Source organism: Ruegeria sp. AB6 (assembly GCF_056542685.1).
In genome coordinates this window covers 72,577-97,952 of sequence record NZ_JBQGAD010000006.1, presented here as the reverse complement: position 1 = coordinate 97,952, position 25,376 = coordinate 72,577, and the positions used below count along the sequence as shown (strand labels likewise).

Below are 25,376 nucleotides of genomic sequence, written 5' to 3'. Positions count from 1 at the left end.
CACCGCCTTTTTTTTGTGACTTAGTTGCCGAATATATTGTTCAGCAGGTTGTTGATGGCCTTCTCAAACCCGTTGTTCTGCCTGCGGCGCTGCTGCCGCGGCTGTTCGGTTCGCACCGGCGGGTCCGGAGCCAGCATGGGCAGCGGTGTGGGTGTCATCCCTTCGGTCACGCGCACCATCGTCTCTTTCCAGATCTCGGCGGGCAGGCCGCCGCCTGTGACGCCAGACAGCGGTGTGTTGTCGTCATACCCCATCCAGACACCGGTCACATAATCCGCCGTGAAGCCAATGAACCAAGCATCCCGCGCCGCCTGCGTGGTGCCGGTCTTGCCTGCCACCTGCCACCCCGGCAGCTTGGCGCGCCCACCGGTGCCCTCGGACACCACACGCTCCATCATCCAGGTCAGTTGCTTGGCCGCCTTGTCATTTATGACACGCTCACCAATACCGGTTGTCGTCACCATGACAGGGGTATCGTCACCCAACAGCTTCAGCTCGGTCAGGCCATAAGGTTCAACCGCAGAGCCTCCGTTCAAAATACCCGCATAGGCGCCCGTCATCTCGATCAGCGTGCTCTCAGACGCGCCCAATGCCAGTGCCGGACCTTCGGCCAGATCGCTGGCGATACCGAATTCGCTGGCAACGGTGCGCACATTCTCTAGCCCTGAAATCTCGGCCACTTTCACCGCCGGGATGTTCAGCGAGTTCTTCAGGGCATCCGCCAGTGTCACCCGACCATAGAACTTGTTGGTGTAATTCTTGGGACACCACTGGCCCGAGCCGGGGATATCGATGCAGTAAGGCTCGTCCATCACCGTATCCAGCGGCGAATAGCCCAGTTCCAGCGCCGTGGCATAGACGAACGGCTTGAACGATGACCCGGTCTGTCGCAGCGCCTGCGTGGCGCGGTTGAACGCCCCCGACACGCGGGTCTTGCGCCCGCCAACCATGGCGCGCACCGCCCCATCGGCCGACATCACCACAATGGCGGCCTGCGCCTTGGACCCTTCGCGCACCTTTTCCTGAAAGATGTATTGCAGCGCCTCTTCCGCTGATGTCTGGATGCGCTGATCCAGCGTGGTGCGGATCACCACATCCTCGGTCGTATTGCGGGTAAAGAATTCAGGTCCGCTGGCCATGACCCAATCGGCGAAATACCCCCCTGCGCGGGCAGCGGCTGCATCCGACAAAACCGCCGGGCGCGCTCGGGCTTCGCTAGCCTGCGCGGTGGACAGGTATCCTTGGTCCTCCATCAGCCCGACCACCAGCCGCGCCCGATCCTGCGAGCGTTGCAGGTTGTTCGTCGGCGCATAGCGTGTGGGCGCGACCAGCAACCCTGCCAACATTGCCGCCTCGGACGGCGAAACCTCGGCCGCCGAAATCCCGAAATAACGCTGGCTGGCGGCCTCGAACCCACGGGCACCGGCCCCTAGGAAAGCGCGGTTCAGGTAGATGGTCAGAATCTCGTCTTTGGAATACTTGACCTCCATCGCCATCGCATAGACGGCCTCTTTTGCCTTGCGCCAGAGCGAACCCTGACGGCAATCCGCCTCATAGGCGGCCTCGGACTCCCACTCGGCGGGATCGTAGGGCACGCCAAGGCACAACAGCTTGGCCGTCTGCTGGGTAATGGTCGATCCGCCATGGCCCGACAACGGCCCTCGCCCTTCGCTGAGGTTGATGCGCACGGCACTGGCAACGCCGCGGGGACTGACGCCGAAATGGCGATAGAAGCGTTTGTCCTCGGTCGCGATGACCGCGTGTTTTAGATGTGGCGACACGGTATCGGCGGTGATGACCCCACCAAACTGATCCCCGCGCCACGCATAAACCTTACCATCGCGGTCCAGCATCGTGACCGAACCGCGCGCACGACCGTCCAAAAGCGAATCGACATTGGGCAGCGTTGAGTAGACAACGCCGATCGCCAGCGCCAATAGCAACGCACACACAGCCCCAACGCGCCAGGTCACGCCCCAGACCAGACGCCACAGCCAGCGGAAAATCCGGCGGAAGATTCCGCCACCCTCGCCACCGGATTTCTTTCGTGTTTTCTTACGCGTGGCCTTGCGCGAGGTGGTTTTGCGCGCAACAGATTTCTTGCCCGCTGGCTTGGCCGCGCGCTTGGTCGTCTTGGGCTTGCGGCCCTTGGACGGGTATCTTTTTTCCGCGACCAGAGGGGTCTTGCGGCGCCTGGACTCAGTCATTTCCGAACTCTGCCCGATTATCGTTTTGACGCACCATACCCTGCCGTACCGATGAAGTTGAGGTCAGAATTACTGGTAAATTCCCTCTCTTGAATGCATAATTTTTAATCGTTTTGCATTATTTGTGCAAAAATTGTGCACCTTGCCACAATTTTCCCCCTCTTCGCAGACCCGGGACGTTTCCTACAGCACCCGAGCACGCTTTTTTGCTGCAAGTGCAAACAAGCCGGACAGACCGGGGAAGCAGAGGGGATCAACGTGAAACTGATCATTGCGACAATCAAGCCGTTCAAGCTCGAGGAGGTGCGCGAGGCACTGACCGAAGCAGGCGTGCGCGGCATGATGGTGACCGAAATCAAGGGCTTCGGCTCGCAATCGGGTCACACAGAAATCTATCGCGGCGCAGAATATGCCGTGAACTTCGTACCCAAGATCAAGCTGGAGATCGTGGTGCCCGCCACGATGGCCGATCAGATCGTCGAAACCATCACCAAAACCGCCAAGACCGGCAAGATCGGCGACGGCAAGATTTTCGTCCTCGATGTCGAGCAGGCCCTGCGCGTGCGGACCGGGGAAACCAACGAGGAAGCGCTGTAATCCGCGCCCATCCGTAAAAGGACAGATATCAGATGAAACTAAACCGAATTCTCGCCACAGCCGCTGTGCTGGTCGCCTTTCCGGCGGCTGCATTCGCGAATGACCCGCCTTCTTCGATGGAGGACGTGGGCTATATCTTCACCACTCTGCTGTTCCTGATGGCCGGTTTCCTGGTCTTCTTCATGGCGGCCGGGTTTGCCATGTTGGAAGGCGGCCTTGTGCGTTCCAAGAACGTTGCGATGCAGATGATCAAAAACATCGCGCTCTTTTCCATAGCGGCGATCATGTATTGGTTGGTCGGCTTCAACACGATGTATCCCGGCGACTTCAATGGTTTCTTTGCCATTGGTGGTCCGACCGTGCTTGATCCAGTGGGCATTGGTTCCGATGCAGCGGCGCTTGACTATGCCTCGATCGGCTCGGATTTCTTCTTCCAGCTTGTATTCGTCGCGGCAACCGCCTCGATCGTGTCAGGTGCCGTCGCCGAGCGGATCAAGCTGTGGCCCTTCCTGATCTTCGTCGTTGTTCTGACCGGTATCCTGTACCCGATCTCGGGCTCGTGGCAGTGGGGCGGCGGCTGGTTGTCTGAGGCTGGCTTCTCGGATTTCGCAGGCTCGACCGTAGTACACTCGGTCGGTGGCTGGGCGGCACTGGCCGGTGCAATCATCCTCGGCCCGCGTATCGGCAAGTACAAGGACGGCAAAGTGCACCCGATGCCCGGTTCGAACCTGGCGCTGGCCACTTTGGGGACGTTCATCCTGTGGCTGGGTTGGTTCGGCTTCAACGGCGGTTCGCAACTGGCGATGGGCACCGTGGGTGACGTATCGGACGTGTCGCGCATCTTTGCCAACACCAACATGGCCGCAGCCTCGGGTGCTGTAGCAGCCCTGATCCTGACGCAGGTTCTGTACAAGAAACCTGACCTGACCATGGTGCTGAACGGCGCGCTGGCCGGTCTGGTCTCGATCACCGCTGAACCCCTGGCCCCGACCCTGTTCGGCGCGCTGTGGATCGGTGCGGTTGGCGGCATCATCGTAGTATTCGCGGTTCCGATGCTGGACAAATTCAAGATCGACGACGTTGTCGGTGCCATCCCGGTTCACCTGTTCGCAGGCATCTGGGGTACCATCGCCGTGATCTTCTATGGTGAAGCCTCGCTGGGCACACAGCTGCTGGGTATCGCGGCCTACGGTGTGTTCACCTTTGTCGGTGCACTGGTTCTCTGGGGTATCCTGAAAGCCACCGTTGGCATCCGCGTCAGCGAAGAGGATGAGATCAACGGCCTCGACATGGCAGAGCTGGGTATGGAAGCCTACCCCGAGTTCTCGAAGGGCTAAGACCCGAGAGTATTCAAATCAAAACCGGGCGTTCGCGCCCGGTTTTTTTGTTTTCCCAAAAAGAAAGCCGCGCAGGAAAGCGCGGCTTTGCTTGATTTTGAAAGGGCCTCAGACGCCGACGTCAACAATCGCCTTGGCCAAAATCGGCACCGTCGTTGCGTTCAGACCGGCGATGTTCAACCGGCTGTCGCCCACCATATAGATGCCGTGGTCGACCCGCAGTTGCTCGACCAGTTCCGGCGCGGCGCCCAGGCGCGAAAACATGCCTCGGTGCTGAGCAACAAAACCAAAGCGGTCAGAACCGGTCAGGCGTTGCAGCTCGTCCGCCAGTTGCTGGCGCAGACCCAGCATCGACAGGCGCACCTCTTCCAGTTCTGCCGCCCAGTCGGCGCGCAGGGCGTCGTCGGTCAGGATTGTGGTCACAACCCGCGCGCCGTGGTCGGGCGGGAAGGAATAGTTCTGACGGTTCAGGAAGGCCAGCGTCGACTGGTTCAGCGACGTTTGCGCTGCGTCATCACTGATTGCCATCAGCAGGCCAGTCCGTTCGCGGTAGACGCCGAAGTTCTTGGAACAGGAGGCCGCGATCAGGCAACGCTTGACCGACGAGGCCACTAGACGAGTCGCCTGCGCGTCCTCTTCCAGACCATCGCCAAAGCCTTGATATGCGATGTCGATCATCGCCACGAGGCCTTGCGCATTGATCAAGTCCACGACCTCTTGCCACTGCACCATGTTCAGGTTTGCACCGGTGGGGTTGTGGCAGCAGCCATGCAGCAGCACCACGTCGCCCGCCTTGGCCGTTTTCAGATCGGCGATCATGCCGTCGAAATCGACGCCGCGCGTCTCGCCGTCGAAGTAGCGGTACGGGACGGTTTCGACGCCCAGATAGTTCAGGATCGACAGGTGGTTGGGCCATGTTGGGTTCGACACAAAGACGCGCGCCGAAGGGTTGGCCATGCGGATCATCTCGAACGCCTGACGACAGGCACCGGTGCCGCCGGGGGTCGCCACAGCAGCGATATTGCCGCGCGGCACGGCATCGCCAAGGATCAGGCCGATCATCGCATCCGCATAGGCCGGATCACCAGCCAGACCGGTATAGGCTTTGCTCTCTTGCTCTTCCAGAATGCGCTTTTCGGCGGACTTGACGGCACGCATCACCGGGGTCACGCCTTCGGCATTCTTGTAGACGCCCACGCCCAAGTCGATCTTATGATCGCGCGGGTCGTCGCGGTACATCTGCATCAGCGCCAGGATCTTATCGGCAGGCTGCGGTTTGAGGTTCTCGAACATCAGTTCTCTCCGGTTGCGACGGGCAGGGTCGGGAAGGCACCCCATTCAGCCCAGGATCCGTCATAAAGCGAATGGTCTTTCTTGCCCATGCGTTCCAACGCAAGGCTCAGGATCGCGGCGGTCACGCCCGACCCGCATGAGGTGATCGCGGGTTTGGTCAGGTCAAGGCCAGCGCCCTCGAACACGGTGCGGCACTCCTCGGGCGATTTCATCGTGCCGTTTTTGTTCAGCAATTCGCCAAAAGGCACGTTGCGCGACCCCGGAATATGGCCCGAACGCAGCCCTTCGCGCGGCTCGGGCGCGGTGCCTGCAAAGCGGGCGGCCGCGCGGGCGTCGATGATTTCGTGATCGTTCAGCTTGGCTGCGGCCGAGACCTGCGTCACATCCCGCACCAGATGGTTCTGCACGCGCACTGTCATGTGACGGTCGCGGATCACAGGGGGCAAATCCTCGGTCTCGCGGCCCTCAGCCTGCCATTTGGGAAAGCCGCCATCCAGAACGGCGACGTTCTCTTGCCCCATCAGGCGGAACAGCCACCAGACCCGTGCCGCCGACATCAGGCCTGCGCCGTCATAGACCACGACCTGATGCCCGTCGCCGACACCCATCGCCCGCATCCGCGACATGAATTTCTCGACCGGAGGAGCCATGTGCGGCAGGTCGGACCGCGCATCCGAAATCTCGTCGATATCAAAGAACCGCGCACCGGGGATATGGGCCGCATCATATTCAGCCTTAGCGTCGCGCTGCTGTTGCGGCAGGTACCACGACCCGTCCAAAACCCGCAGATCGGGGTCTTTCATATGGGCTGCAAGCCATTCGGTGGAAACGAGGGTTTTCGGATCGTCCTGCATCTGGGCCTCCGCTGCGCGCGCTTGCGTTTTCCCTATACGCGCGCGGATGCGGGTTCAAGGCTGGATGGCCGGCAGAACAGCTACCTTGTGCGGCGCAGGCGGAAAAACTGCACAATACCGATCAGGCTGATCAAGATCCAGAATGTCTCGATCAGCATCGAGGCGAGGTTGAAATTCTCGAACAAGGAATAGACGATCAGGATGGACCCGGCCAGATTCAGGATTGGGAAGGCCAGATCGTCTGAATTCATCATCCGCATCTGAGTGGCAAAATACGCGGCCACAACGACAAGCGCCCCGAAAGACCCGATGGCATCCGCCAGCGTGAGTGAGGTGATGAAATCTGCCACTAGAGCCCCTTTTCTAAGACCTTCAGACGGATGCGACCCGCGCGTAGTGATGCATATTCAAAAACGCGGCCCCCTCGGGCCCGGCGCGATAGCCATGCGGCAAGTCGGCGGCAAAACGCAGCCCCTGCCCGGCCCGCAAAGGCACCCATTCGCCATCGCGCAGAATTTCAAGCGATCCATTCAGAACGAATACCTCTTCGGTCACCCCTGCGGCGTGGGCGGCGGATTCGTGGCTTTGGTTTGGGGCAAGATCAACGTGAAAGGTCTCGGCTCCCAGGGCGGGGTCATAAGGAAAGACAATCTTGACCTCGATGCTGCCGGGGAAAGTCACGGTTCGGAACAGACTGGCATCCGCCGGGTCACGCAGAACGGACGATCCGATCAACGCGCTGAGCGGCAGCTGAAACCCTTTGGCGATCTTCCATAGGGTCGCGATGGTCGGGCTGGACTCACCACGCTCGATCTGGCCCAGCATGGCTTTGCTGACGCCTGTCATCTCGGCCACCTTCGACAGGCTCAGCCCCGAGGCCGCGCGCACATCCCGCAATTTCAGCGTTATTTCATCCGGTGCCATGTCGTTCGTCTTTCGAATCCTCTTGTGCGTTATAGCGCACATGTGATACGTGCGCTATAACGTACGAACCCCAAGACATGCAACCCGAGGCAATAGGGAAACAGCGTCATGCCACTCTACCGATCCAGAACCTCTACCCATGGCCGTAACATGGCCGGAGCCCGCGGCCTGTGGCGCGCAACAGGTATGGGGGATGACGATTTCGGCAAACCGATCATCGCCATCGTCAACTCGTTCACGCAATTTGTGCCCGGTCACGTTCACCTGAAAGACCTTGGCCAGATGGTCGCGCGCGAGGTTGAAAAGGCCGGTGGCGTCGCCAAAGAGTTCAACACGATCGCTGTGGATGACGGCATCGCCATGGGCCATGACGGGATGCTGTATTCGCTGCCCTCGCGCGAGGTTATCGCGGATTCGGTGGAATACATGGTCAACGCGCACTGCGCCGATGCGATGGTCTGCATCTCGAACTGTGACAAGATCACGCCCGGTATGCTGATGGCCGCCATGCGCCTAAACATCCCTGCGATCTTTGTTTCGGGCGGGCCGATGGAGGCGGGCAAGATCGACATCGCCGATCTGGACGCCAAAAAGATCGACCTTGTGGATGCAATGGTTGCTGCCGCTGATGACAAGTTCACCGACGAACAAGTTCAGCATATCGAGGAAAACGCCTGCCCCACCTGCGGGTCATGCTCGGGCATGTTCACCGCGAACTCGATGAACTGTCTGGCAGAGGCTCTGGGTCTGGCTCTGCCGGGCAATGGCTCGACGCTAGCCACCCATTCGGATCGCAAAGAGCTGTTCCTTGAAGCAGGCCGCCGCATCGTCGAGATCACCAAGCGCCACTATGATCTGGACGAAAAGGGCTTCCTGCCCCGCGAAATCGCCACGTTTGACGCGTTCGAGAACGCCATGTCGCTGGACATCGCCATGGGTGGCTCGACCAACACCGTGCTGCACCTGCTGGCCATCGCGCATGAGGGCGGCGTGGATTTCGATATGTCCGACATGGATCGGCTCAGCCGTAAAGTGCCGTGCCTGTGCAAGGTCGCGCCCAATACTGAGAACGTGCATATGGAGGACGTCCACCGCGCCGGTGGCATATTCTCAATCCTCGGCGAACTCAGCCGCGCCGGTCTGCTGCACGAGGGGTGCAGCACCGTACATTCCGGCACCATGGGCGAGGCGATTGCCAACTGGGACATCAAGGTCGCCAACAACCCCAAGGCGCAAGACCTGTTCAAAGCCGCGCCGGGCGGCGTGCGCACCACGCAGGCCTTCAGCCAGTCGAACCGGTACAAAGAGCTGGACACCGACCGCGAGGGCGGCGTGATCCGGTCCAAGGAACACGCGTTTAGCCAAGATGGCGGTCTGGCCGTTCTGTTCGGCAATATCGCGCGCGACGGCTGTATTGTGAAAACCGCCGGTGTGGACCCGGCCAGCCTGACCTTTACCGGCTCGGCCTATGTTTGCGAAAGCCAGGATCAGGCGGTGAACGACATCCTGACCGGCAAGGTGAAAGAGGGCGACGTGGTCGTCATCCGCTACGAAGGTCCGCGCGGTGGGCCGGGGATGCAGGAAATGCTCTACCCGACCTCATACCTGAAATCCAAAGGTCTGGGCAAAGCCTGCGCGCTGCTGACCGACGGGCGGTTCTCGGGCGGCACGTCGGGCCTGTCGATCGGCCATGTCTCGCCCGAAGCGGCCGAGGGCGGCGTTATCGGTCTGGTGCGCCAGGGTGACAAGATCGAGATCGACATCCCCAAACGCTCGATCCATCTGGCGGTCTCGGACGAAGAACTGGCCACCCGCCGCGCTGAGCAGGATGAAAAAGGCTGGGAACCTGCCGCCCCGCGCAAACGCAAAGTCTCCACGGCGCTGAAAGCCTACGCCAAGCTGACCACAAGCGCGGCCAAAGGGGCTGTGCGTCAGGTCTGAGTTAGACGCCGCTCAACATAAATGGCCTACTTATCCGGTAGGCCGTTTTTGTTCTGTTGTGCGGACAAATCGGCCATTCAGCATGTTATGGCGGGCTCAGGTTCGCTCCTCCCAGTTCAAAGCGCATTTCGCCACCTTTACCGTCAACGAATACCAAGCTGCTTTCTTCCGAACTAACCTGTTTCATACTGAGAAACTTTTGCACCATGGGTGAATCCGCATCAATTCCAGGAGAACCCCACGCGCATGCTGGCGAAGCAGAAGTTGGTTTGATCCTTAACTTGGGATAGCGACCTTTCATAACGCCTGTAGCACAAAGACAATGACCACAAATTGCGAATGCGGAGTTCTCGCCAATGTAGAACCTGAGGGGGCGTATTGGCGGCTTTCCATCGATTTCCACCAGGTCATAATCCCGCATAGTTTTGATGTGACTAACCACTGTGTCTGCTTGTGTATAAGAGGCCGTCGCGCATACGAATGCCAGGACAAAGACCGCGATGGCACCACTTCTCAGAAAACGCATACATCTGCTCCTAGATAGTGTTGAAATCTAAGACTCTAGGGAAAGACTTACCCAGACATTTCCTGATTAAGTTATTGAGCCGCGCAAAGTGTCTCTTTGACTTGGGTCAATCAGTTTGTTTGTCGCCAGAGCCAATCAACTGGTCGAAAAACACATCTTTCGCAGCTTCTGCTCTGGGCTCAATGCAGGCACTCAAATACAAATCATACGCTAGGCAGGCGCATTACTGCGCGAGGCACCTACTTCAGCTTAGTCGCCCAGTTTGGCATGGACCTCATCCAGATCAATCTCGCCGATTGGCATCTTGTTGGCCGGGTTCTCGAAATCGTATTTGAACAGCTCGAAATCTTGTTTGTAGATTTCGTAGACCAGATGCATCGACAGATCATCGAAGTAATCCTCGACCGGATGGGCGCGCTTGGGGCCGTGGCCCTCGGATTCGTTGAAGCGCGGGATCTGGGACAAGTCCACACCGTGCGGTGTGTCCAGATGGTTCAGGACATCCTGCATCCCGTCGTTGAACGCTTCGGTCCAGAAAATGCGGTCATATCGCCCGCCATTGACGATGAAGGTCGACACATGGCCTGACATGGCCGACCAGTGAATATCGGGGTCCATCGGCCTGCGCCAGCGGATCGTGTCACGCGCAAAAAGCAAGAACCGGCGGAAGCTGGCGATCTGGTCGAACTCACCCTTGCCGTCATCGCCGCCAACCTCAATCCCGTAATTATAGATCAGCGTCGGCACCAGATTGCCGCGATAGCGCTTGCCGTTGCGCTGAATCCCGCAGATCTTGTCAAAAAACGAACTGAGAATCCGCGTATAAGGATTGCGAACGCATGTGAACGCGTAAGATGCATGGGACTGGACATTGTCCGAGATCGGCCCCTGACTTCCATCAAAGGCCCATTTGTGCATCCCATCTTTGGCATCATGGATATCACCTTCAAAGAAGCGGCCATGATCCGAGTAATACATGATCTGACCAATGGTCGAGCACGCGCATTTCGGCACCACACGGTACACCATGCTTTCACTCTCGGTCATCCATGTACCGGGAAAACCCATCTGCTATGCCTCCTGCGCGGATCAGAACCTTGAAATCTTGTCCGCATTTTCAAATCAGAGAACCAAAAATATTCTGTTTATTCAATCGCTCATCCTCAGTATCACGGTTGCAAACGGGCAGAAACGGAAATTGTGAAACAAATGGCAAAGATTGCCTATATTTTGCTGTGCCACAAAGACCCTGATGCGATCATCGCGCAGGCTGAACAACTGACGGCCGCAGGCGATTGCATGGCGATCCATTTCGACGCGCGCGCCAGCAAGGAGGCCTTTCAGCGCATTCAAGACGCGTTAAAGGGCAACCCGAACGTCACCTTTGCCAAAAAGCGCATCAAATGCGGCTGGGGGGAATGGTCGTTGGTTCAGGCCACCCTCAATGCGATCGAAGCCGCCGTTACAGCCTTTTCACGCGCCACGCATTTCTACATGGTCTCGGGCGATTGCATGGCGATCAAGACGGCCGAGTACACGCACAACTTTCTGGACGAACGCGACCACGACTTTGTCGAAAGCCACGATTTCTTTGACAGCAACTGGATCAAGACCGGGATGAAAGAAGACCGACTGATCTATCGCCATTTCTTCAACGAACGCACCCAAAGCTGGCCGTTCTACACCTCATACGAATTGCAGAAACGCTTTGGCCTGACCCGCGATGTTCCGGCAGACATCCAAGTGATGATCGGCAGTCAATGGTGGTGCCTGCGCCGCCGCACGATTGAGATGATCCTGGAATTCCTGCGCCAGCGGCCGGACGTGAAACGGTTCTTCTCGACCACATGGATTCCGGATGAGACCTTCTTTCAGACCCTTGTCCGCCACCTGGTTCCCCGCGACGAGATCGAGAATAGAACGCCTACTTTCCTGATGTTTTCGGACTACGGGATGCCGGTCACGTTCTACAACGACCACTATGACATGTTGCTGGGGCAGGATTACCTGTTTGCCCGCAAAATCAGCCCCGAGGCGCATGAGCTGAAGGACCGGCTTGGCGCGCTCTACGCGGCTGAGGGGGTGGAGTTTCAGATCTCGGATGAGGGGCGCAATCTCTACGGCTTCCTGACCGGGCGTGGCCGGGTCGGACGTCGCCACGGCCAAAGGTTCTGGGAGGCCGCCAATACGCTGGGCCCGGATCGTGACCTGTACCTGGTGGTGTGCAAAAAGTGGCACGTGGCCAAGCGGTTGATTGATCAGATCGTCTCGGAAACTGACATGGCCTGCGTCGAATATCTGTTCAACGAACAAGACACTGCGTTACCTGATCTGGGCGGGATCGAGACCACTTTGCTGAAACGCTCACGCCACAGGCGGGCGATTGTGGGTATGCTGTTCGACAGTTTCAACACCGACAAGCTGGTTCTGTGTGTTGACCCAGCCAATCTGGACATCGTTCAGGACTTCTGCGCCGATCAAGCGCGTACCAATGTGCTCGAGGTCGAGTGTGAATATTCCGACGATTACTTGATCGGGCACGCCCGTCGGGTCGGTTTGGCAGGCGCGCAAAGCCCCGAACAGACGGTCGCGCCCCTGATCCCCACTCTGCGCCATTCGCTGGCCTACGAATCCGAAATGATCCGCGCGGCTGCCTCGGACGATTATTTTCGCATTCGTGAAACCAATACAAAGGACGAGAATGCGGTGGCTGTTGCAGGGTTTTTGAACGCCCCGACGGACATTGCGGAACGCATTCTGCGTCTGGACTACCTGTTTGCAGATTAATCCCGGCGACACTCCAAAAAGGCCGCCGGGACAACGATCAGATGTCGAATTTCACACCCTGCGCCAGCGGCAGTTCGGCCGAGTAATTCACCGTATTGGTCTGGCGTCGCATATAGGCCTTCCACGCGTCCGATCCGCTTTCGCGCCCGCCGCCGGTTTCTTTTTCTCCGCCAAAGGCTCCGCCAATCTCGGCCCCAGACGGACCGATATTGACGTTGGCAATACCGCAATCTGATCCGGCTGCGGTCAGGAACTGCTCGGCCTCGCGCATGTTCAGGGTAAATACGCAGGACGACAGACCTTGTGGCACGTCATTCTGGATCTCGATGGCCTCATCGAATTCATCATAGCCCATGACATAGAGGATCGGCGCAAAGGTCTCGGTCTTTACGGTGGCCGTCTGGCCGGGCATTTCGACAATGGCGGGCTGCATATAGACGCCATCCGGCACGCCCTCGGTGACGCGCTGACCGCCGAACACGGTGCCCCCTTCGGCCTTGGCCGCGTCCAACGCTGCGGTCATGGCGGCGCCCGAGGCCTCATCGACCAGCGGGCCAATCAGCGTGCCCTCGGTCAGCGGGTTGCCGATGGGCAGACCGGCATAGGCCTTTTTCAAGCGACCCACCAATTCCTCACGGATCGAGTTATGCACGATCAGGCGGCGCAGCGTGGTGCAGCGTTGACCGGCAGTTCCCACGGCTGAGAAGACAATAGCGCGCACCGCCATTTCCAGATCGGCCGAGGGGCCAACGATCATCGCGTTGTTGCCGCCCAGTTCCAGAATACACTTGCCAAAGCGGGATGCCACCACAGGAGCCACTGCGCGACCCATGCGGGTGGAACCGGTCGCCGAGATCACCGGCACATCTTCGCTGGCCACCAACGCCTCGCCCAGCGCGGCACCGCCGACCAGGGTTTGCAGCAGGTGATCCGGCGCATCACCGAACCGGGCCAGTGCACGTTCGAAAATCTTCTGGCAAGCCATCGCGGTCAGAGGTGTCTTTTCGGATGGTTTCCAGATCACCGTATCGCCACAAACCAGCGCGATCGCCGCGTTCCACGACCAAACCGCAACCGGGAAGTTAAAGGCCGAGATCACGCCGACTGGCCCCGCCGGGTGCCATGTCTCCATCATCCGGTGGCCGGGGCGCTCGGATGCGATGGTCAGGCCGTATAGTTGCCGCGACAGGCCCACAGCAAAGTCGCAGATGTCGATCATCTCTTGTACTTCGCCCAGCCCTTCGGAGGTGATCTTGCCCGCCTCCCAACTGACCAGCGCGCCCAGATCGTCCTTGGCGGCGCGTAGTTCCTCGCCCAGCAGACGGATCAATTCACCCCGGCGCGGAGCGGGTACGGTGCGCCAGGCTTTGAATGCAGTCTTGGCATTGGCAAACACAGTCTCCATGTCGCCCGCCGGGGTTTCATGCACCTCGGCCAGCAGGCTGCCGTCGATGGGCGAGCGCACGGTCAGCGAGCCGCCGGTCAGTTCAGCCGCTGTCAGGTCCAGATTGGCAAGGGTGGTTTGCGCAGTCATCACGATGTCTTTCATATCTCAGGCCGCCTTGTTTTGTTGGGTTGCATCGCCAGCGCGGTAAAGCTGGCCAAATTCGGTGTTCAGGAATTCGGACAGGGCCACCTGTTCCTGCCGGACAAAGCCTTTGGCAGGCAGCGTCCCGGTGCGCATCAAATCGACCACGCCCAGAACACCGGCGGCGGTGGTGACTTGAATGGCGCTCCAGACCTGCCCGTTGATCTTGCGGGCATAGCTTTTGTTGATCAGGGATTTCTCGCGCAAGCTTCCTTCGATCACGCCTTTGGCTGTGCAATAGATCAACACTATGTCTTGATCCGTGCGCGGAAGGGCGGTCTCGAAAATATCCTTGAGCAGATCGCGGCGACGTTCCAGCCCCAGATCCTTGAGCAGCAGTTTCAGAATATCGCAATGGCCGGGATACCGGATCGAGCGATAGGACACCGCGCGCGCATTGCCCTCCAGCGTTTCGGGCAAAGTGCCCAAGCCGCCCGAGGTGTTGAAACACTCATATTCCACGCCGTCATGGCCGATGCGCTCGTAATCCTCCAGCGGCGCAGTCTTGACCCGTACGCCGTTCACGATGGCATCGCAGGGATTACAGTATTCGTTGATCAGCCCGTCGGTGGACCATGTCAGGTTGTATTTCAGCGCATTCGTAGGGAACATAGGCAAGGCCCCCACCCGCATATGCAAGCTGTCCAGCGTGTCGAATTGCGCCGCCAGTGCAGCCCCAGCGACGCCGACAAAACCGGGCGCCAAACCACATTGCGGCATGAAGGCGGTTTCGCTGTCCTCGGCCAGTTCGCGCACGGCATTGGTGGCCGCCACATCCTCGGTCAAGTCAAAGTAATGCGCCCCTGCCACTTTTGCCGCCTTGGCGATCTGCGGAGTCAAGAAAAACGGCGCGGCCGAGATCACGGCATCAAACCCCGCCAACCCCTGCGCCAATTGCGTTTCATCACCGACGTCGATCTGCCGGGTCGAGATACCTTGCCGGTTCAGCACCGACAGGGCCGACAGGTCGCGGTCGGCCACGGTGACCGAATAGTTGGATGACGATTTCAGCAGGGCGGCGATCATCTGACCGATCTTGCCTGCTCCGATAACACAGATATTCCAGCTCATAACGCGCCTCCTCAAACGTTTTGGAAAAGTATGAAGGCGCGGTTGTTCGATCCGCAGGGGCAATCTTGACGAAATAGCCAATTGGTCCGTCATATTGTCGGGTTTTTCGTCTTTTAGACGGTTCGCACGAAAATCGAGTAGATATGCAACTATCCAAATACTTCCGTGATTTTCCGCCTAACCTAAGGTAAGGTGCAGGTTATTGGGCCATTTTGTCCGCGCCAATTCCGCGTCACGCGTGGCCCTGACCCTGTCGGGAAACGCATTGCGCCCAATTACCGGACCAATGCGCCTGTTCTGGTTGATCCCGACATCGGTCCTGAAATGCATTGAAGCCAACGTTCAGGGGGGAACAGGCGTGCCTAAAGATCCGATTGAGAATTTCCGTACATTCAATCCATCCGAGTCCGACTGGTCAGTGATCTATGCGATCCTTTCCGCATCGGAAGACAAACCCATCAAACCGCATTTCGAGTGCTTCGAGGTTGAAGCCGACACCATCCTGCCACCCGAAGGCATGTATGTGGTCCTGTCCGGTCTGGTCCAGTTGCAGCAGGATGAGGTGGTTTTGGCCACCGCTGACGCCGGTGACTATTTCTATGAAGAACATCTTGAGATTTTCGATATCCCCGTCAGCCTTCAGGCGCTGGCCACGGCGGGGACCAAGCTGGCCTATCTGTCCAGCAGCCAATGGCTGGAAATCCCGCTTGATATCCGCAAACACTGTTACGACACCCTATTCGGGGATCTGGTCAGTGTGCATCTGCACAACTTTCAGCAACCCATCAACTGTTGCAGCGTGACAGCCGCAGCGCTGAGCATGTCGGCGCTGGGGTTCAGCTACGAGGTCAACGACATCTTCCGCGAATGCGCCTTGCCCACATCCTTTGTGGTCAATGACGGGATTTCGCTGGGCGAGCTTTACGACGTCGCTTGCACATTCATCAACACGCAGGACCTGCGTGAGAAGATACAGGTTCAGGCCTATTTCATGGATGAGGCCACAACCTCGGTCGAGTTGCTGTTGCAGGCGATTGATGAATCCAACCGGGTGGGCGGCGACAACGACATTCTGGTGGCCAATTTTCAGGTCGGCGTGGCCCATGGCAAGCAGAACATGCCGGGCGGGCATTTTGCGATCATCGCCAAATGCAACCCCAGCACCGGTCTGGTGCATATGATGGATGTCCACCCCGAGAAATACGGCAAGCTTTGGGTCACGACGATTGACCGACTATGGGCGGGCATGTCCGACCGTGACGGAACCTCGATGCGGTCACGGGGGATTTTGCGGTTCTCGGCGCTCGAGGCTGTGAAGACGACGCTGCAAACGCTGCAACAGGATTGCAACTATGTGGACAGCACCGAATATCTGGCGAAAGACCCCAAGAAACGCCGCAACCTGTTCCGCCGGGCCAGCCCGAACATGAACTCGCTGGGTGTGCTGGCGGAAAGCCTCAACATCCTCGGGGATGAACAGGTGGATGAAGACAAGCTGCTTATCGCCACGCAGACCAATCTGACCGACAAGCTCAACCGGGTGTCCACGGCCAAGGAAATGCACTTGCTGGCGCAACGCTATCTGGGACAATCCCCCGATGTGCATTTGGGCAGCACTTTCCGCAGCTATACCGAACACCCCGGAAAGGGGAATCCAACGCCGGAAGAGTGGTTTCGCGCTCAATTGCATAGTCTGAACATCGAAAAAGACCGGCATTTGATGATCAATATCGACTTCAACCGCGTGCTGGGGTTCGAAGTGATCCGCCCCCCTGCGAATGTGTATCGCGAGACCGCGCTGCTGGAAGAATTCTGGTGCCTGTGCATCGCCTATGATGAGGCAACCGATCTGGTGACCGTGGTGGATATGAGCCCCGCGACCTCGCAAGTCTGGCAAGCGCCGCGCGGGCATCTGTTCCGCGGCCTACGTGACCTGTCAAACCCTGCGATGCTGGTGATCGAGGAACACGAGCCGCCCGAGGACCCCACTGACGTGGAACGGATCGTGCGCGAGAACCCGATCGTGCTGTTCTACGCGGATGAGGACCCGTGGTCCTATATGCTGCGCAGTATGCTGGCCAATATCGGCATCACCACTGCCCGTCTGATCGACATTGAAGGCCACGGAGCCAACGTGATGAAGATGCGGCGACAATTGACGATGATGACCGGCAAGGAAACCGCGCCCTACCTGTTCTTTCAGGGCGAATGTCTGGGGCGGCGCAAGGATATCGTCGATGTTGTTCTGGATGGCAGTTTTCAGCAAAGCGTCAAAGATGCCGGGCTGCCGGTGTTGCTGCGCCATGAATCCCCCAGCCTCGACAAGAATATCTTCGGCTATCCCAAAGGCGGGCTGACCGATGCGCCCAGCGAAAAGCGCAATGTACTGCTGTGTGCCTGCGGGTCCTCGGCGGCGGATAAGGTGCCGGATCTGGTCAAACGGATCAAGGATGCGGGCCATAACGTCAAGCTGATCCCATCCGTCTCGGCCGAGAAATTCTTTCGCGATATCGAAGTCGAGGACGAAACAGACGGCCCCAGAACCATGCGCCCCAAAACGATCGAGGATTACATCTCGCATCATGATTACTACCGCGACGATGATGAGTGGAATTTCCGCTATACCGAGTTCGGAATGCCCCTGCGGGCCTCGCATCTGGCGCTGTGCGACTGGGCAGATTGCGTGATCGTGGCGCCGGTGACGTGCAACACGATGGGCAAGATCGCTAATGGTATTGCTGACAATCTGCTGACCTCGGTCTTTGTGGCGTGGCAGTACCGGAACAAGCCGGTGATCCTTTGCCCTGCATGCAACACGAATATGTGGAACAACGTCACAACCCAGAACAATGTCGAAAAGCTGCGGGATCTGGGGGTCGATATCGTCGGCCCGCGCCGGGGACGGCTGTCGAACGGCATGATGGGGATCGGCATGATGGCCACCCCGGATCAGATCATGGAGGTTCTGGACGAAGCCTTCGAAGAACTGGCCGATCAGGAGCACAATATCTGCAAATGGGCGCAGGAGGCCGCAGCCTCGGACGAGTTCGCCCAATGGGGACGCGTCTTTGATGCCATCGACCGAGGCATGGCTGGGATAGACATCGTCGATGACAGCAATGGCGACACGCTGCTGCACTATGCGGCCGGTGGTGAGGGCGAGTTGCACGAGAACGGGCAAGACCTTGGCAAGCCCGACCTTGAGGCCGCGCAAGAGCTGATTGATCGGGGGATCGACGTCAACGCCACCAATGACCACGGCTTTACCAGCCTGCATGTGGCGGTGATGAACAACTCGGCCAAGATGGTGAAGGTGCTGCTGAGCGCGCCGGGGATCGACGCCAGTTCTTGCATCAATTTCCTGCGCGATCCCAAGAACGCAAGGGACGTGCGGAAGGTAAAGCCCGAGATTGCGGCGATGCTGGACGATTGGGCCAATGCACACACGGTCATCGCGCCCGAAGAGGTAGACGAAGACGATCTGATCGACGACCGCGAACGGACCTATCTGTACTTTACCTACGGGTCGCTGAAAAAAGGCTTCCCCAACCATGACGCCCATGCCGAAGTGCTGGATGATTTCGTCGGGCAGGCGGTGACGCGGCAACGGATGCCGCTGATCGTTCCGCACGAACCGCATTGCGACAATCCCAATTGCGGCTACCTGCACCGGATGGCCACACTGGTTGACCAGAAAGGACGAGGCGAGCCGATCCAGGGCGAGGTTTATCGCGTGTCATCCTCGGGGTTGAAGGATCTGGACAAGCTCGAAGGCTATCACGGTCCCGGCTCGCCCGAGAATGTCTATGTCCGCAAGCGGATCAATGTACTGCTGGATGGGGTGAAGAAACCCGCCTATGTCTATGTGATCGCGCATCCGACCAAATATCTGGACCAATGGGCCGATGGGTCTGCCGGGGTGGTGGCGGAATACACGCTGGATATGGCGACCGGCACGCCAAAGCCGGGTTTTACGCCCCCTAGTTAAGCATCTCGATCACGGCCTCATCCTCGGGGTCCGCCTTGAGGCTGAGGTTGTAGGCCGTGATCGCCACCATGCACAGCAGAACAAAGGGCCAGAACGCGGCCTTGGGGATCAGGTTGTCCTTGTAGTGAATGAACCGCAGGGATGGCACGGCCTCGGACGCAAACAGATAGGTGTTCACCGACACGGCCAACAACAGGAAATACATCAGGAAAAAGAACGACTCCATGTAGATCACCGGCGAACCGGCAAAACCTTCGCGCAGTTGCACATGGGCCAGCAGGATCACGAAGAACAGAACCGAGCAGGTACCGATCACGCTGGAGGTGCTGAAATCATGCCGCTCGACCAATTCGGGGCGACGGGTCACGGTCATCACCGCGCCAAACAGCAGCATCGTCACCACGATCAGAGGGATCATATGCACGATGAACGCGTTGCCGAAATTGCGCTTGATGACAAAGTTGTAGTGCAGCTCGGGCAGGTTGGTCTGAAAGTCGATATCCCTCAGGCCCATCGTGGTGCCCAGATCGGACAGGCGATAGTCGAAATAGGTGTTCTCACGCTCCCACGTGCCCATGACGATGCGCTTGTCGATGCCGAAAATATCCTTGGGCCCTGTGGCGGGATAGGCGTCGAAATCCGGGATCAGCGCCACGGCAGTGTCGAAACTGGCAGGCCAGAACCGCACCCAGACGGTTTTGTGGTCGAACGGATAGCTGGTGTAGTCGAAACGCTGTCTTAGGGTCTGTTCAAAATACCAGCCGATCAGCTCTTCGTCGCCCTGATCAATGCGATACGCCTCTTCAATCGTCCCGCTGGCCGCGTCCGAGGCATCGGGCAAAACAAACCCGACATCGTCCTTGGCCGGTTTGATCGCATCATGCACGCCATCCTTGTAGTGCTGCCAAACATAGCCGGTCACATGAACGTCGCTGGCACCGATAAAGACAAAGGACTTGATGAATATCCCGGTTTTAACGCGATATTCGGGCACGGTCTCAAGGTCTTTCAGATAATCCTCGACCGAAGCCTGATCGGGCAATTGCGTCGGATCGCCTTCGAAATGGTTCAGCGCGTTCCAAAGTACGATCAGCAAAACGGACAACAGAACCGTCAATACACCTGAGATGCGCCAGACTTTGCGTTCGATACTCATTCAACCCCTTACCTAATCGTCCAGCCGCCCGACCAGCGTCTGCGTGATGCCCATGTCGCGGAACCCGGCGCGCAGGGCCTCCAGCCCTTCATGTGCGGTTAGCGGAATGCCCCACGCACCGCATTCCGCCAGCGTTTTGGTTTGCTGAATGGACAGGTCCACCATGGGCAGCGGCTCTTTCGCAGTAAAGGCGGCCAGGGCATCGGCATAGGCCGTGGCCCGGTCCCATTCCTGCCGGTTCAACATCACCGCGCTGGCATCGGTGTAGAAATGCAGGTGGCTGTGGCCGACGCAGCCCTCGGCGATGATCTCGGCCCCCAGTTTCAGATGACGATCCTGCACCTCGGGGTCCGGCTCGGCCATGGCCAGCGCCGAAAGCGCCTTGGGGCCCACAAAGTTTCGACCGAGTTCCAGCGCGATCTCGACCGCATGCTGGCCCGTCTTCCGGGCCTGATCCAGTTGCCCGGCATAAACCTGTGTGCGGGCCAGATGCTCTAGCGCCTGCGCCTCAAGCCGTTTGGCCCCGACCCGGTTGGCAATCTCGGCGGAAACCGAAAAGGCCTCGGACGCCTGATCCAGCTCACCCAGAAAGGTATGCGCCACGCCAAGACAGGTTTGAGCCACGCATTCCGGCACAAAGGCAAAATACTTTTGCGACACCTCGATGGCTTCTTGCGCGTCCATCTTGCCCTGCGCCACATCGCCGGAATAGCTGCGCGCAACGCTGAGGTTGTGCAGGTTCGCCGCAAGATCCCGAACAAGGCCCTTCTCACGCGCCCGCTCTACTGCCTGCGTATAGAACCCGACCGCCGTCTGCATCGTGGCGCTCATGAAATTGGCATCGCCAAAACCGCTGAGCGCACCAACCTCAAGTCGCACCGAATCCAGCTTGCGCGCCAGTGTTAGAGCCGTTTCATTGCTGGCCAGCGCCTTGTCGACCTGCCCCAGCGGGAAATAGACATTGCCGCGCACATAATTGATCTGGGCGATGTCCCGATCCGAGCCACAGCGCTCGGCGGCGGCCTCAGCTGTCGCCAGACTTTCCAAAGCCTCGGTATACCGGCTGGCCTGACGCGCGGCCTGCGCCAACCCGATATGGGCACGGCAGGTCTGTTCGTCGGTATCGGCCAGCGATGCGGCCTCGTGGAACTCGCGCAGGGCCTCGTCAGACAAGCCCTGCAGGCGGTGCGTCTCCCCCCGCGCGCAAAGCAGATCAAACCGCACTCCGGCCGGTGCAGGCAGTTCCAGTGCCCGTTCAATCAGCGGGCTGGCATCGTCGAACTGGAAGGCCTGGATCAGCTTGTCCGCAGCCTCAAGATAGGCTTGCGCAGCGTTATTTGCCCCGGCGCGGTCCAGATGTTGCGCGCGTAGGGTGGCGTCGCGATCCTCGAACCATTTTGCTGCCTGCCGATGCAGCCGCGCACGTTCGGATTTCACCAGCGTGGCGTAAGACCCGTCGCGGATCAGAGCATGGGCAAACATCAGATCCTGCCCCGCCTCGCGGATCAGGGCTGATCGGATCAGGGTGGACACATCCAGATGCCCCTCACCCAGCAAGAAATTCAGCACCTCGGGCAAGAACCGCTGCCCCAGGACCGAGGCCGCCTGAATTGCCGCCCGGTTCTTGCGGTCCAGTGAATCCAGCCGCGATTGAACGATGCCCTGTATGCTGCCGGGTACGGATTCGCGTTTCAGCACGTCGATATTGCGCAGAAGCTGCTCAAGAAACAGCGGGTTGCCACCGGCCCGTTCTACGCAGGCCTCCAGCAATTCAGGGTCTATTCCGGTGAATTCCTCGACCAATTGCCGCGCCTGATCATCTCCCATCGGCGCCAGTTCCAGCTTGGAGATCAAGGCACCCTCCGTGCCCATCTGCCATTCCCGGTCGATCGGGTCGCCTTCAACGCGGCTTGTCATCAATAGTACACAGGGCAAGTCACGCGTCGCCGCCGCCATATGCGCGCAAGCGGTCAGGATATCTGGCGCGGCCCAGTGGATATCCTCTATCTGGATCAATAGCGGGTTGTCCTGGCTGCGCCCGGCGATCAACTCATCGATCACACTACGCCGCCCGCGCAGGCGCGTGGCGTTGTCCATCACGGCATAAACTTCCGCCAGACCGGGGTCCTGTTCCAGCTCAAGCAAGGCATTCAGATGCGCGGCATTGGAGGGCGACACCCACCCTTTCGCAACTGCCCGCTTGGCAGCGTCGGCGCTGGTGGCGGCATCGGCGTTAGGCTCTAATCCCAGAATGCTGCGCGCGACGGATTGAATGGCGGAATGCCCCTCGCGCGCGCCGAAATCCATCACGACGCCTGTATGCGTGGAATAAGACAGCCCACTGGCCAGCTCGGCCACCTGTTCCGACAAATGTGTTTTGCCGATACCGGGTTCGCCCAGAATGATATGCACCTCGCCCTTGCCGTGGCGCTTGCACCGGTCGAATGTGGCCTCGAAGATGGACATCTCGCGCTCGCGCCCGACAAAGCGGTGACGGCGCGACCGGATGTTTTGCGCCAGGCGCTCCAGCCGCCACAGCTCGACCGGGTCATTCAGACCCTTGATCGCCTTCTCGCCCATCGACTCGCCCACGAACAAGGGCCCCAGCGCGCGCTGAATGTCGTGGGACACCAGCGTCTCGCCAACCCCCGCCATATCTGTCACGCGCGAGGCCAGGTTCACCCCATCTCCCGTCACCGTGTATTCCGTATGCGCTTCGCTGCCGGTCGTGCTGGCGATCACCTGCCCCGAGGCGATGCCGATATGGCAAGTCAAAGGCCGCGTCAGGCTGGGCAGGACCGCGTGAATTTCCAACGCTGCCCGCGCCGCCCGTTCTGTGTCATTGGTGTGCGAGATCGGCGCGCCAAATACGGCCATGACCGCGTCGCCGATGTGTTTGTCGATCCGCCCACCGTATTTCTCGACCACGTGATCGACCTTTTGAAAGAACTCGTTCAGCAGCGCGTGCATGTCTTCTGCATCCAGCTCGCTGGACAGGCGCGTGAATCCGGTCAGGTCCGCGAACATGACGGTAACTTGCCGCTTGGCAGGCTCGAGCGGGGTCTGCGGCGTGTAGGCCGAGACCATTTCGGTCACGTCCAGTTCCGAAATCGCACGCAAAAGCCGCCGGCGATCACCGACTGCGGTCACTCCGATTTCGATCAAGTCTTCGCCCGTCAGATCGGGCAAAATAGCGAAATCAATTTTGTTATCCAAAAAGGCTTGCGCATAGTCAGACAATCCAAGCGCGCTCAGCCAGTCCCTAAGGTCCTGAGACATGTCGCCCCTCTGAAGCCCCCAACTCCAAAGGTGAGACTAGCACGGCAGGCCCGCCCGAGTCTGCAATGGTTAACGAATTTAATGTTTATTTTCGCATATTTGCACGGATTGCGAGAGTTAGGTTTCGGCGTTCAACCCTTCCGTGGACAGATCGTCCAGTTTGGGCATCAACCGCAACAGCTCGCTCGCATATTCGGTCTGTGGATTGGCGAACAGGTCGTTGGTCTCTTGCAGCTCGACCACCTTGCCCTGTTTCATCACGGCCACCCGGTCGCACATCTGGCGCACAACTGGCAAATCGTGACTGATGAACAGCAAGGTCAGACCCAGATGCTCCTGCAAATCCTTCAGGATGTTCAGGATTTGGGCCTGAATAGACACGTCCAGCGCGCTGGTCGGTTCGTCACAGATCAAAAAGCGCGGCTGCGTAGCAAGCGCGCGGGCAATGGAAATCCGCTGACGCTGACCGCCCGAAAATTCATGCGGATATTTCAGCCCGGCCTCATGACCCAGTCCAACCTGATCCAGCAACTCATCCACGCGGCGCTTGATATCGGCCCCGTCCATCAGTTTGTGATGGCGGATGGGCTCTGCCACGATCTCATCCACCCGCATCCGGGGGTTGAGAGAGGAATAGGGGTCCTGAAAGATCATCTGGATATTTTTGCGATACGCATCCAGCGCAGCCTTGTTGGTCAGATCGCTGACTGTCTGCCCTTCGAATGTGATCGTGCCACCATCAACAGGGTAGAGCCCCGCAATCATCCGCGCGACGGTGGACTTGCCCGAGCCGGATTCACCCACGACGCCAAAGACCTCACCGGCGCGGATGTCAAAGCTGACATCGTCCACAGCGGTGAAATAGGTGCGGTCCCACGGCAGAAGCCCTCGCTTTTGCAGGAACTTCTTGGTCAGGTTGCGGATTTCAAACACCGGTTTGCTGGTGTCATTGTCCACTTTGGGCCAGTGGCGGGCCATGTCTTCGATCGCAAAGCGGGTCTCGCGCCCGCCATAGCTGATTTGCGGAAAGCGATGCAGTTTGAGTGTTGGGCGCGGTACGGCGGCGATCAGGGACTTGGTGTATTCGTGGGTCGGCTGGCCCATGACCTGAGACGTAGGGCCGCTTTCGACCACTTTACCCGCATACATCACCGTCACCTTGTCGGTGGTGTCGGCAATCACGCCCATGTCGTGGGTAATTAGGATAACCCCTACCTGCCGCTCGGTCGCCAGCTCTTTGATCAGGTCCAGAATCTGCGCTTGAACGGATACATCCAAGGCTGTCGTCGGTTCATCCGCGATGATCACGTCGGGCTCGGTACACAACGCCAAAGCAATCACCACACGCTGCCGCATCCCGCCCGAGAACTGGTGCGGGTACTGGTCCAGCCGTGTATCGGGGTCAGGGATACCTACACGGTCAATCAGATCGCGGGCGCGTTTGTTGGCCTCATTATCTGAACCACCTAGATGCGCCTGAATGGTCTCGACCAGTTGCTCGCGCACGGTGAACAGCGGGTTCAGCGAGGTCAGCGGGTCCTGAAAGATCATCGAGATCTTTTTGCCGCGCAGTCCACGCATCGCCTCGGCATCGATACCGCTGATCTGGTCGCCGCTCAGCTTGATGGTACCGCTGGCGATACGGCCAGGGCGGTCGAGCAGGCCCATGATGGCGGCTCCGATGGTGGATTTACCGGCCCCGGATTCACCCACAAGCCCGTGGATTTCTCCGGGTTCCACCGACAGGTCCACGTGATCCACGGCGGTGAACAGTTTGCGGCGGGTCGGGAATTCGACCGTCAGGTCATTGATCGTCAGAAGGCTCATG

Annotated in this window: 17 protein-coding genes; 5 read left to right on the top strand and 12 right to left on the bottom strand. The window is 59.0% G+C overall.

From position 1 onward, the window contains the following. Positions 1–20 precede the first annotated feature (20 nt). Positions 21–2,207, bottom strand: a complete 2,187-nt coding sequence (locus ACR0DB_RS13700) for a transglycosylase domain-containing protein (protein WP_480551602.1) — start codon at positions 2,205–2,207, stop codon at positions 21–23. 258 nt (positions 2,208–2,465) lie between these two features. Here ACR0DB_RS13700 and ACR0DB_RS13695 point away from each other — a divergent pair, with 258 nt between their 5' ends. Then, positions 2,466–2,804 (top strand): P-II family nitrogen regulator, encoded by a 339-nt coding sequence (locus ACR0DB_RS13695; protein WP_058273036.1) that lies wholly within the window; start codon positions 2,466–2,468, stop codon positions 2,802–2,804. A 32-nt stretch (positions 2,805–2,836) separates the two neighbouring features. Beyond that, positions 2,837–4,141 carry an ammonium transporter gene (locus ACR0DB_RS13690; RefSeq protein ID WP_170771102.1) on the top strand — a complete coding sequence of 435 codons (1,305 nt, stop codon included), beginning with the start codon at positions 2,837–2,839 and terminating at the stop codon, positions 4,139–4,141. A 108-nt stretch (positions 4,142–4,249) separates the two neighbouring features. Here ACR0DB_RS13690 and ACR0DB_RS13685 read toward each other — a convergent pair whose 3' ends face one another. From ACR0DB_RS13685 to ACR0DB_RS13670, 4 genes are all read right to left on the bottom strand, one after another. Further along, complete coding sequence (locus ACR0DB_RS13685; protein WP_480551600.1) at positions 4,250–5,434, bottom strand: amino acid aminotransferase; 1,185 nt, start codon at positions 5,432–5,434, stop codon at positions 4,250–4,252. Then, the gene (gene sseA, locus ACR0DB_RS13680; RefSeq protein ID WP_480551597.1) at positions 5,434–6,288 is read right to left on the bottom strand and encodes a 3-mercaptopyruvate sulfurtransferase; all 855 of its coding nucleotides are present in this window, start codon (positions 6,286–6,288) and stop codon (positions 5,434–5,436) included. The genes ACR0DB_RS13685 and sseA overlap by 1 nt, the downstream gene beginning before the upstream one ends. 80 nt (positions 6,289–6,368) lie before the next feature. Beyond that, positions 6,369–6,638 carry a CBU_0592 family membrane protein gene (locus ACR0DB_RS13675; protein WP_480551595.1) on the bottom strand — a complete coding sequence of 90 codons (270 nt, stop codon included), beginning with the start codon at positions 6,636–6,638 and terminating at the stop codon, positions 6,369–6,371. A 22-nt stretch (positions 6,639–6,660) separates the two neighbouring features. Beyond that, entirely contained in the window at positions 6,661–7,212 is a 552-nt protein-coding gene (locus tag ACR0DB_RS13670) for a helix-turn-helix domain-containing protein (protein WP_170771112.1), read from the bottom strand. Between the two features lie 108 nt (positions 7,213–7,320). On the opposite strand from ACR0DB_RS13670, the gene ilvD reads away from it, so the two are divergent. Further along, positions 7,321–9,153: a dihydroxy-acid dehydratase gene (gene ilvD / locus ACR0DB_RS13665; RefSeq protein WP_209195598.1), complete on the top strand. Its 1,833-nt coding sequence runs from the start codon at positions 7,321–7,323 to the stop codon at positions 9,151–9,153. Positions 9,154–9,238: 85 nt separating this feature from the next. Here ilvD and ACR0DB_RS13660 read toward each other — a convergent pair whose 3' ends face one another. After that, on the bottom strand, positions 9,239–9,679 hold the full coding sequence (locus ACR0DB_RS13660; RefSeq protein ID WP_480504223.1) for a hypothetical protein: 441 nt from the start codon (positions 9,677–9,679) through the stop codon (positions 9,239–9,241). Between the two features lie 249 nt (positions 9,680–9,928). Continuing rightward, a complete protein-coding gene (locus ACR0DB_RS13655) occupies positions 9,929–10,747 on the bottom strand; it encodes a sulfotransferase family protein (RefSeq protein WP_480551593.1) in 819 nt (272 codons plus the stop codon). A 141-nt stretch (positions 10,748–10,888) separates the two neighbouring features. Between ACR0DB_RS13655 and ACR0DB_RS13650 the strand changes: the two genes are divergently transcribed. After that, positions 10,889–12,466, top strand: a complete 1,578-nt coding sequence (locus ACR0DB_RS13650; RefSeq protein ID WP_480551591.1) for a DUF5928 domain-containing protein — start codon at positions 10,889–10,891, stop codon at positions 12,464–12,466. A gap of 37 nt (positions 12,467–12,503) precedes the next feature. On the opposite strand, the gene amaB is transcribed toward ACR0DB_RS13650, so the two are convergent. Both amaB and ACR0DB_RS13640 read right to left on the bottom strand, forming a co-directional pair. Continuing rightward, positions 12,504–14,000: an L-piperidine-6-carboxylate dehydrogenase gene (gene amaB, locus ACR0DB_RS13645; protein ID WP_480551834.1), complete on the bottom strand. Its 1,497-nt coding sequence runs from the start codon at positions 13,998–14,000 to the stop codon at positions 12,504–12,506. Between the two features lie 18 nt (positions 14,001–14,018). Then, complete coding sequence (locus ACR0DB_RS13640; protein ID WP_480551589.1) at positions 14,019–15,125, bottom strand: saccharopine dehydrogenase family protein; 1,107 nt, start codon at positions 15,123–15,125, stop codon at positions 14,019–14,021. Between the two features lie 202 nt (positions 15,126–15,327). Here ACR0DB_RS13640 and ACR0DB_RS13635 point away from each other — a divergent pair, with 202 nt between their 5' ends. Next, on the top strand, positions 15,328–19,113 hold the full coding sequence (locus ACR0DB_RS13635; RefSeq protein WP_480551586.1) for a flavoprotein: 3,786 nt from the start codon (positions 15,328–15,330) through the stop codon (positions 19,111–19,113). On the opposite strand, the gene ACR0DB_RS13630 is transcribed toward ACR0DB_RS13635, so the two are convergent. The 3 genes from ACR0DB_RS13630 to ACR0DB_RS13620 form a co-directional block, all read right to left on the bottom strand. Beyond that, positions 19,106–20,269: a hypothetical protein gene (locus ACR0DB_RS13630; protein WP_480551584.1), complete on the bottom strand. Its 1,164-nt coding sequence runs from the start codon at positions 20,267–20,269 to the stop codon at positions 19,106–19,108. The genes ACR0DB_RS13635 and ACR0DB_RS13630 overlap by 8 nt on opposite strands. Positions 20,270–20,281: 12 nt before the next feature. After that, a complete protein-coding gene (locus ACR0DB_RS13625) occupies positions 20,282–23,548 on the bottom strand; it encodes an adenylate/guanylate cyclase domain-containing protein (RefSeq protein WP_480551582.1) in 3,267 nt (1,088 codons plus the stop codon). Positions 23,549–23,665: 117 nt separating this feature from the next. Further along, complete coding sequence (locus ACR0DB_RS13620) at positions 23,666–25,375, bottom strand: ABC transporter ATP-binding protein (protein ID WP_480551580.1); 1,710 nt, start codon at positions 25,373–25,375, stop codon at positions 23,666–23,668. Position 25,376 lies beyond the last annotated feature (1 nt).

Bases quoted from the DNA above. Each gene is read 5' to 3' on its own strand.
- ACR0DB_RS13700 (WP_480551602.1), bottom strand. From the start codon at position 2,207: ATGACTGAGTCCAGGCGCCGCAAGACCCCTCTGGTCGCGGAAAAAAGA.
- ACR0DB_RS13690 (WP_170771102.1), top strand. From the start codon at position 2,837: ATGAAACTAAACCGAATTCTCGCCACAGCCGCTGTGCTGGTCGCCTTT.
- ACR0DB_RS13685 (WP_480551600.1), bottom strand. From the start codon at position 5,434: ATGTTCGAGAACCTCAAACCGCAGCCTGCCGATAAGATCCTGGCGCTG.
- sseA (WP_480551597.1), bottom strand. From the start codon at position 6,288: ATGCAGGACGATCCGAAAACCCTCGTTTCCACCGAATGGCTTGCAGCC.
- ACR0DB_RS13670 (WP_170771112.1), bottom strand. From the start codon at position 7,212: ATGGCACCGGATGAAATAACGCTGAAATTGCGGGATGTGCGCGCGGCC.
- ilvD (WP_209195598.1), top strand. From the start codon at position 7,321: ATGCCACTCTACCGATCCAGAACCTCTACCCATGGCCGTAACATGGCC.
- ACR0DB_RS13660 (WP_480504223.1), bottom strand. From the start codon at position 9,679: ATGCGTTTTCTGAGAAGTGGTGCCATCGCGGTCTTTGTCCTGGCATTC.
- ACR0DB_RS13655 (WP_480551593.1), bottom strand. From the start codon at position 10,747: ATGGGTTTTCCCGGTACATGGATGACCGAGAGTGAAAGCATGGTGTAC.
- ACR0DB_RS13650 (WP_480551591.1), top strand. From the start codon at position 10,889: ATGGCAAAGATTGCCTATATTTTGCTGTGCCACAAAGACCCTGATGCG.
- amaB (WP_480551834.1), bottom strand. From the start codon at position 14,000: ATGACTGCGCAAACCACCCTTGCCAATCTGGACCTGACAGCGGCTGAA.
- ACR0DB_RS13640 (WP_480551589.1), bottom strand. From the start codon at position 15,125: ATGAGCTGGAATATCTGTGTTATCGGAGCAGGCAAGATCGGTCAGATG.
- ACR0DB_RS13630 (WP_480551584.1), bottom strand. From the start codon at position 20,269: ATGAGTATCGAACGCAAAGTCTGGCGCATCTCAGGTGTATTGACGGTT.
- ACR0DB_RS13625 (WP_480551582.1), bottom strand. From the start codon at position 23,548: ATGTCTCAGGACCTTAGGGACTGGCTGAGCGCGCTTGGATTGTCTGAC.
- ACR0DB_RS13620 (WP_480551580.1), bottom strand. From the start codon at position 25,375: ATGAGCCTTCTGACGATCAATGACCTGACGGTCGAATTCCCGACCCGC.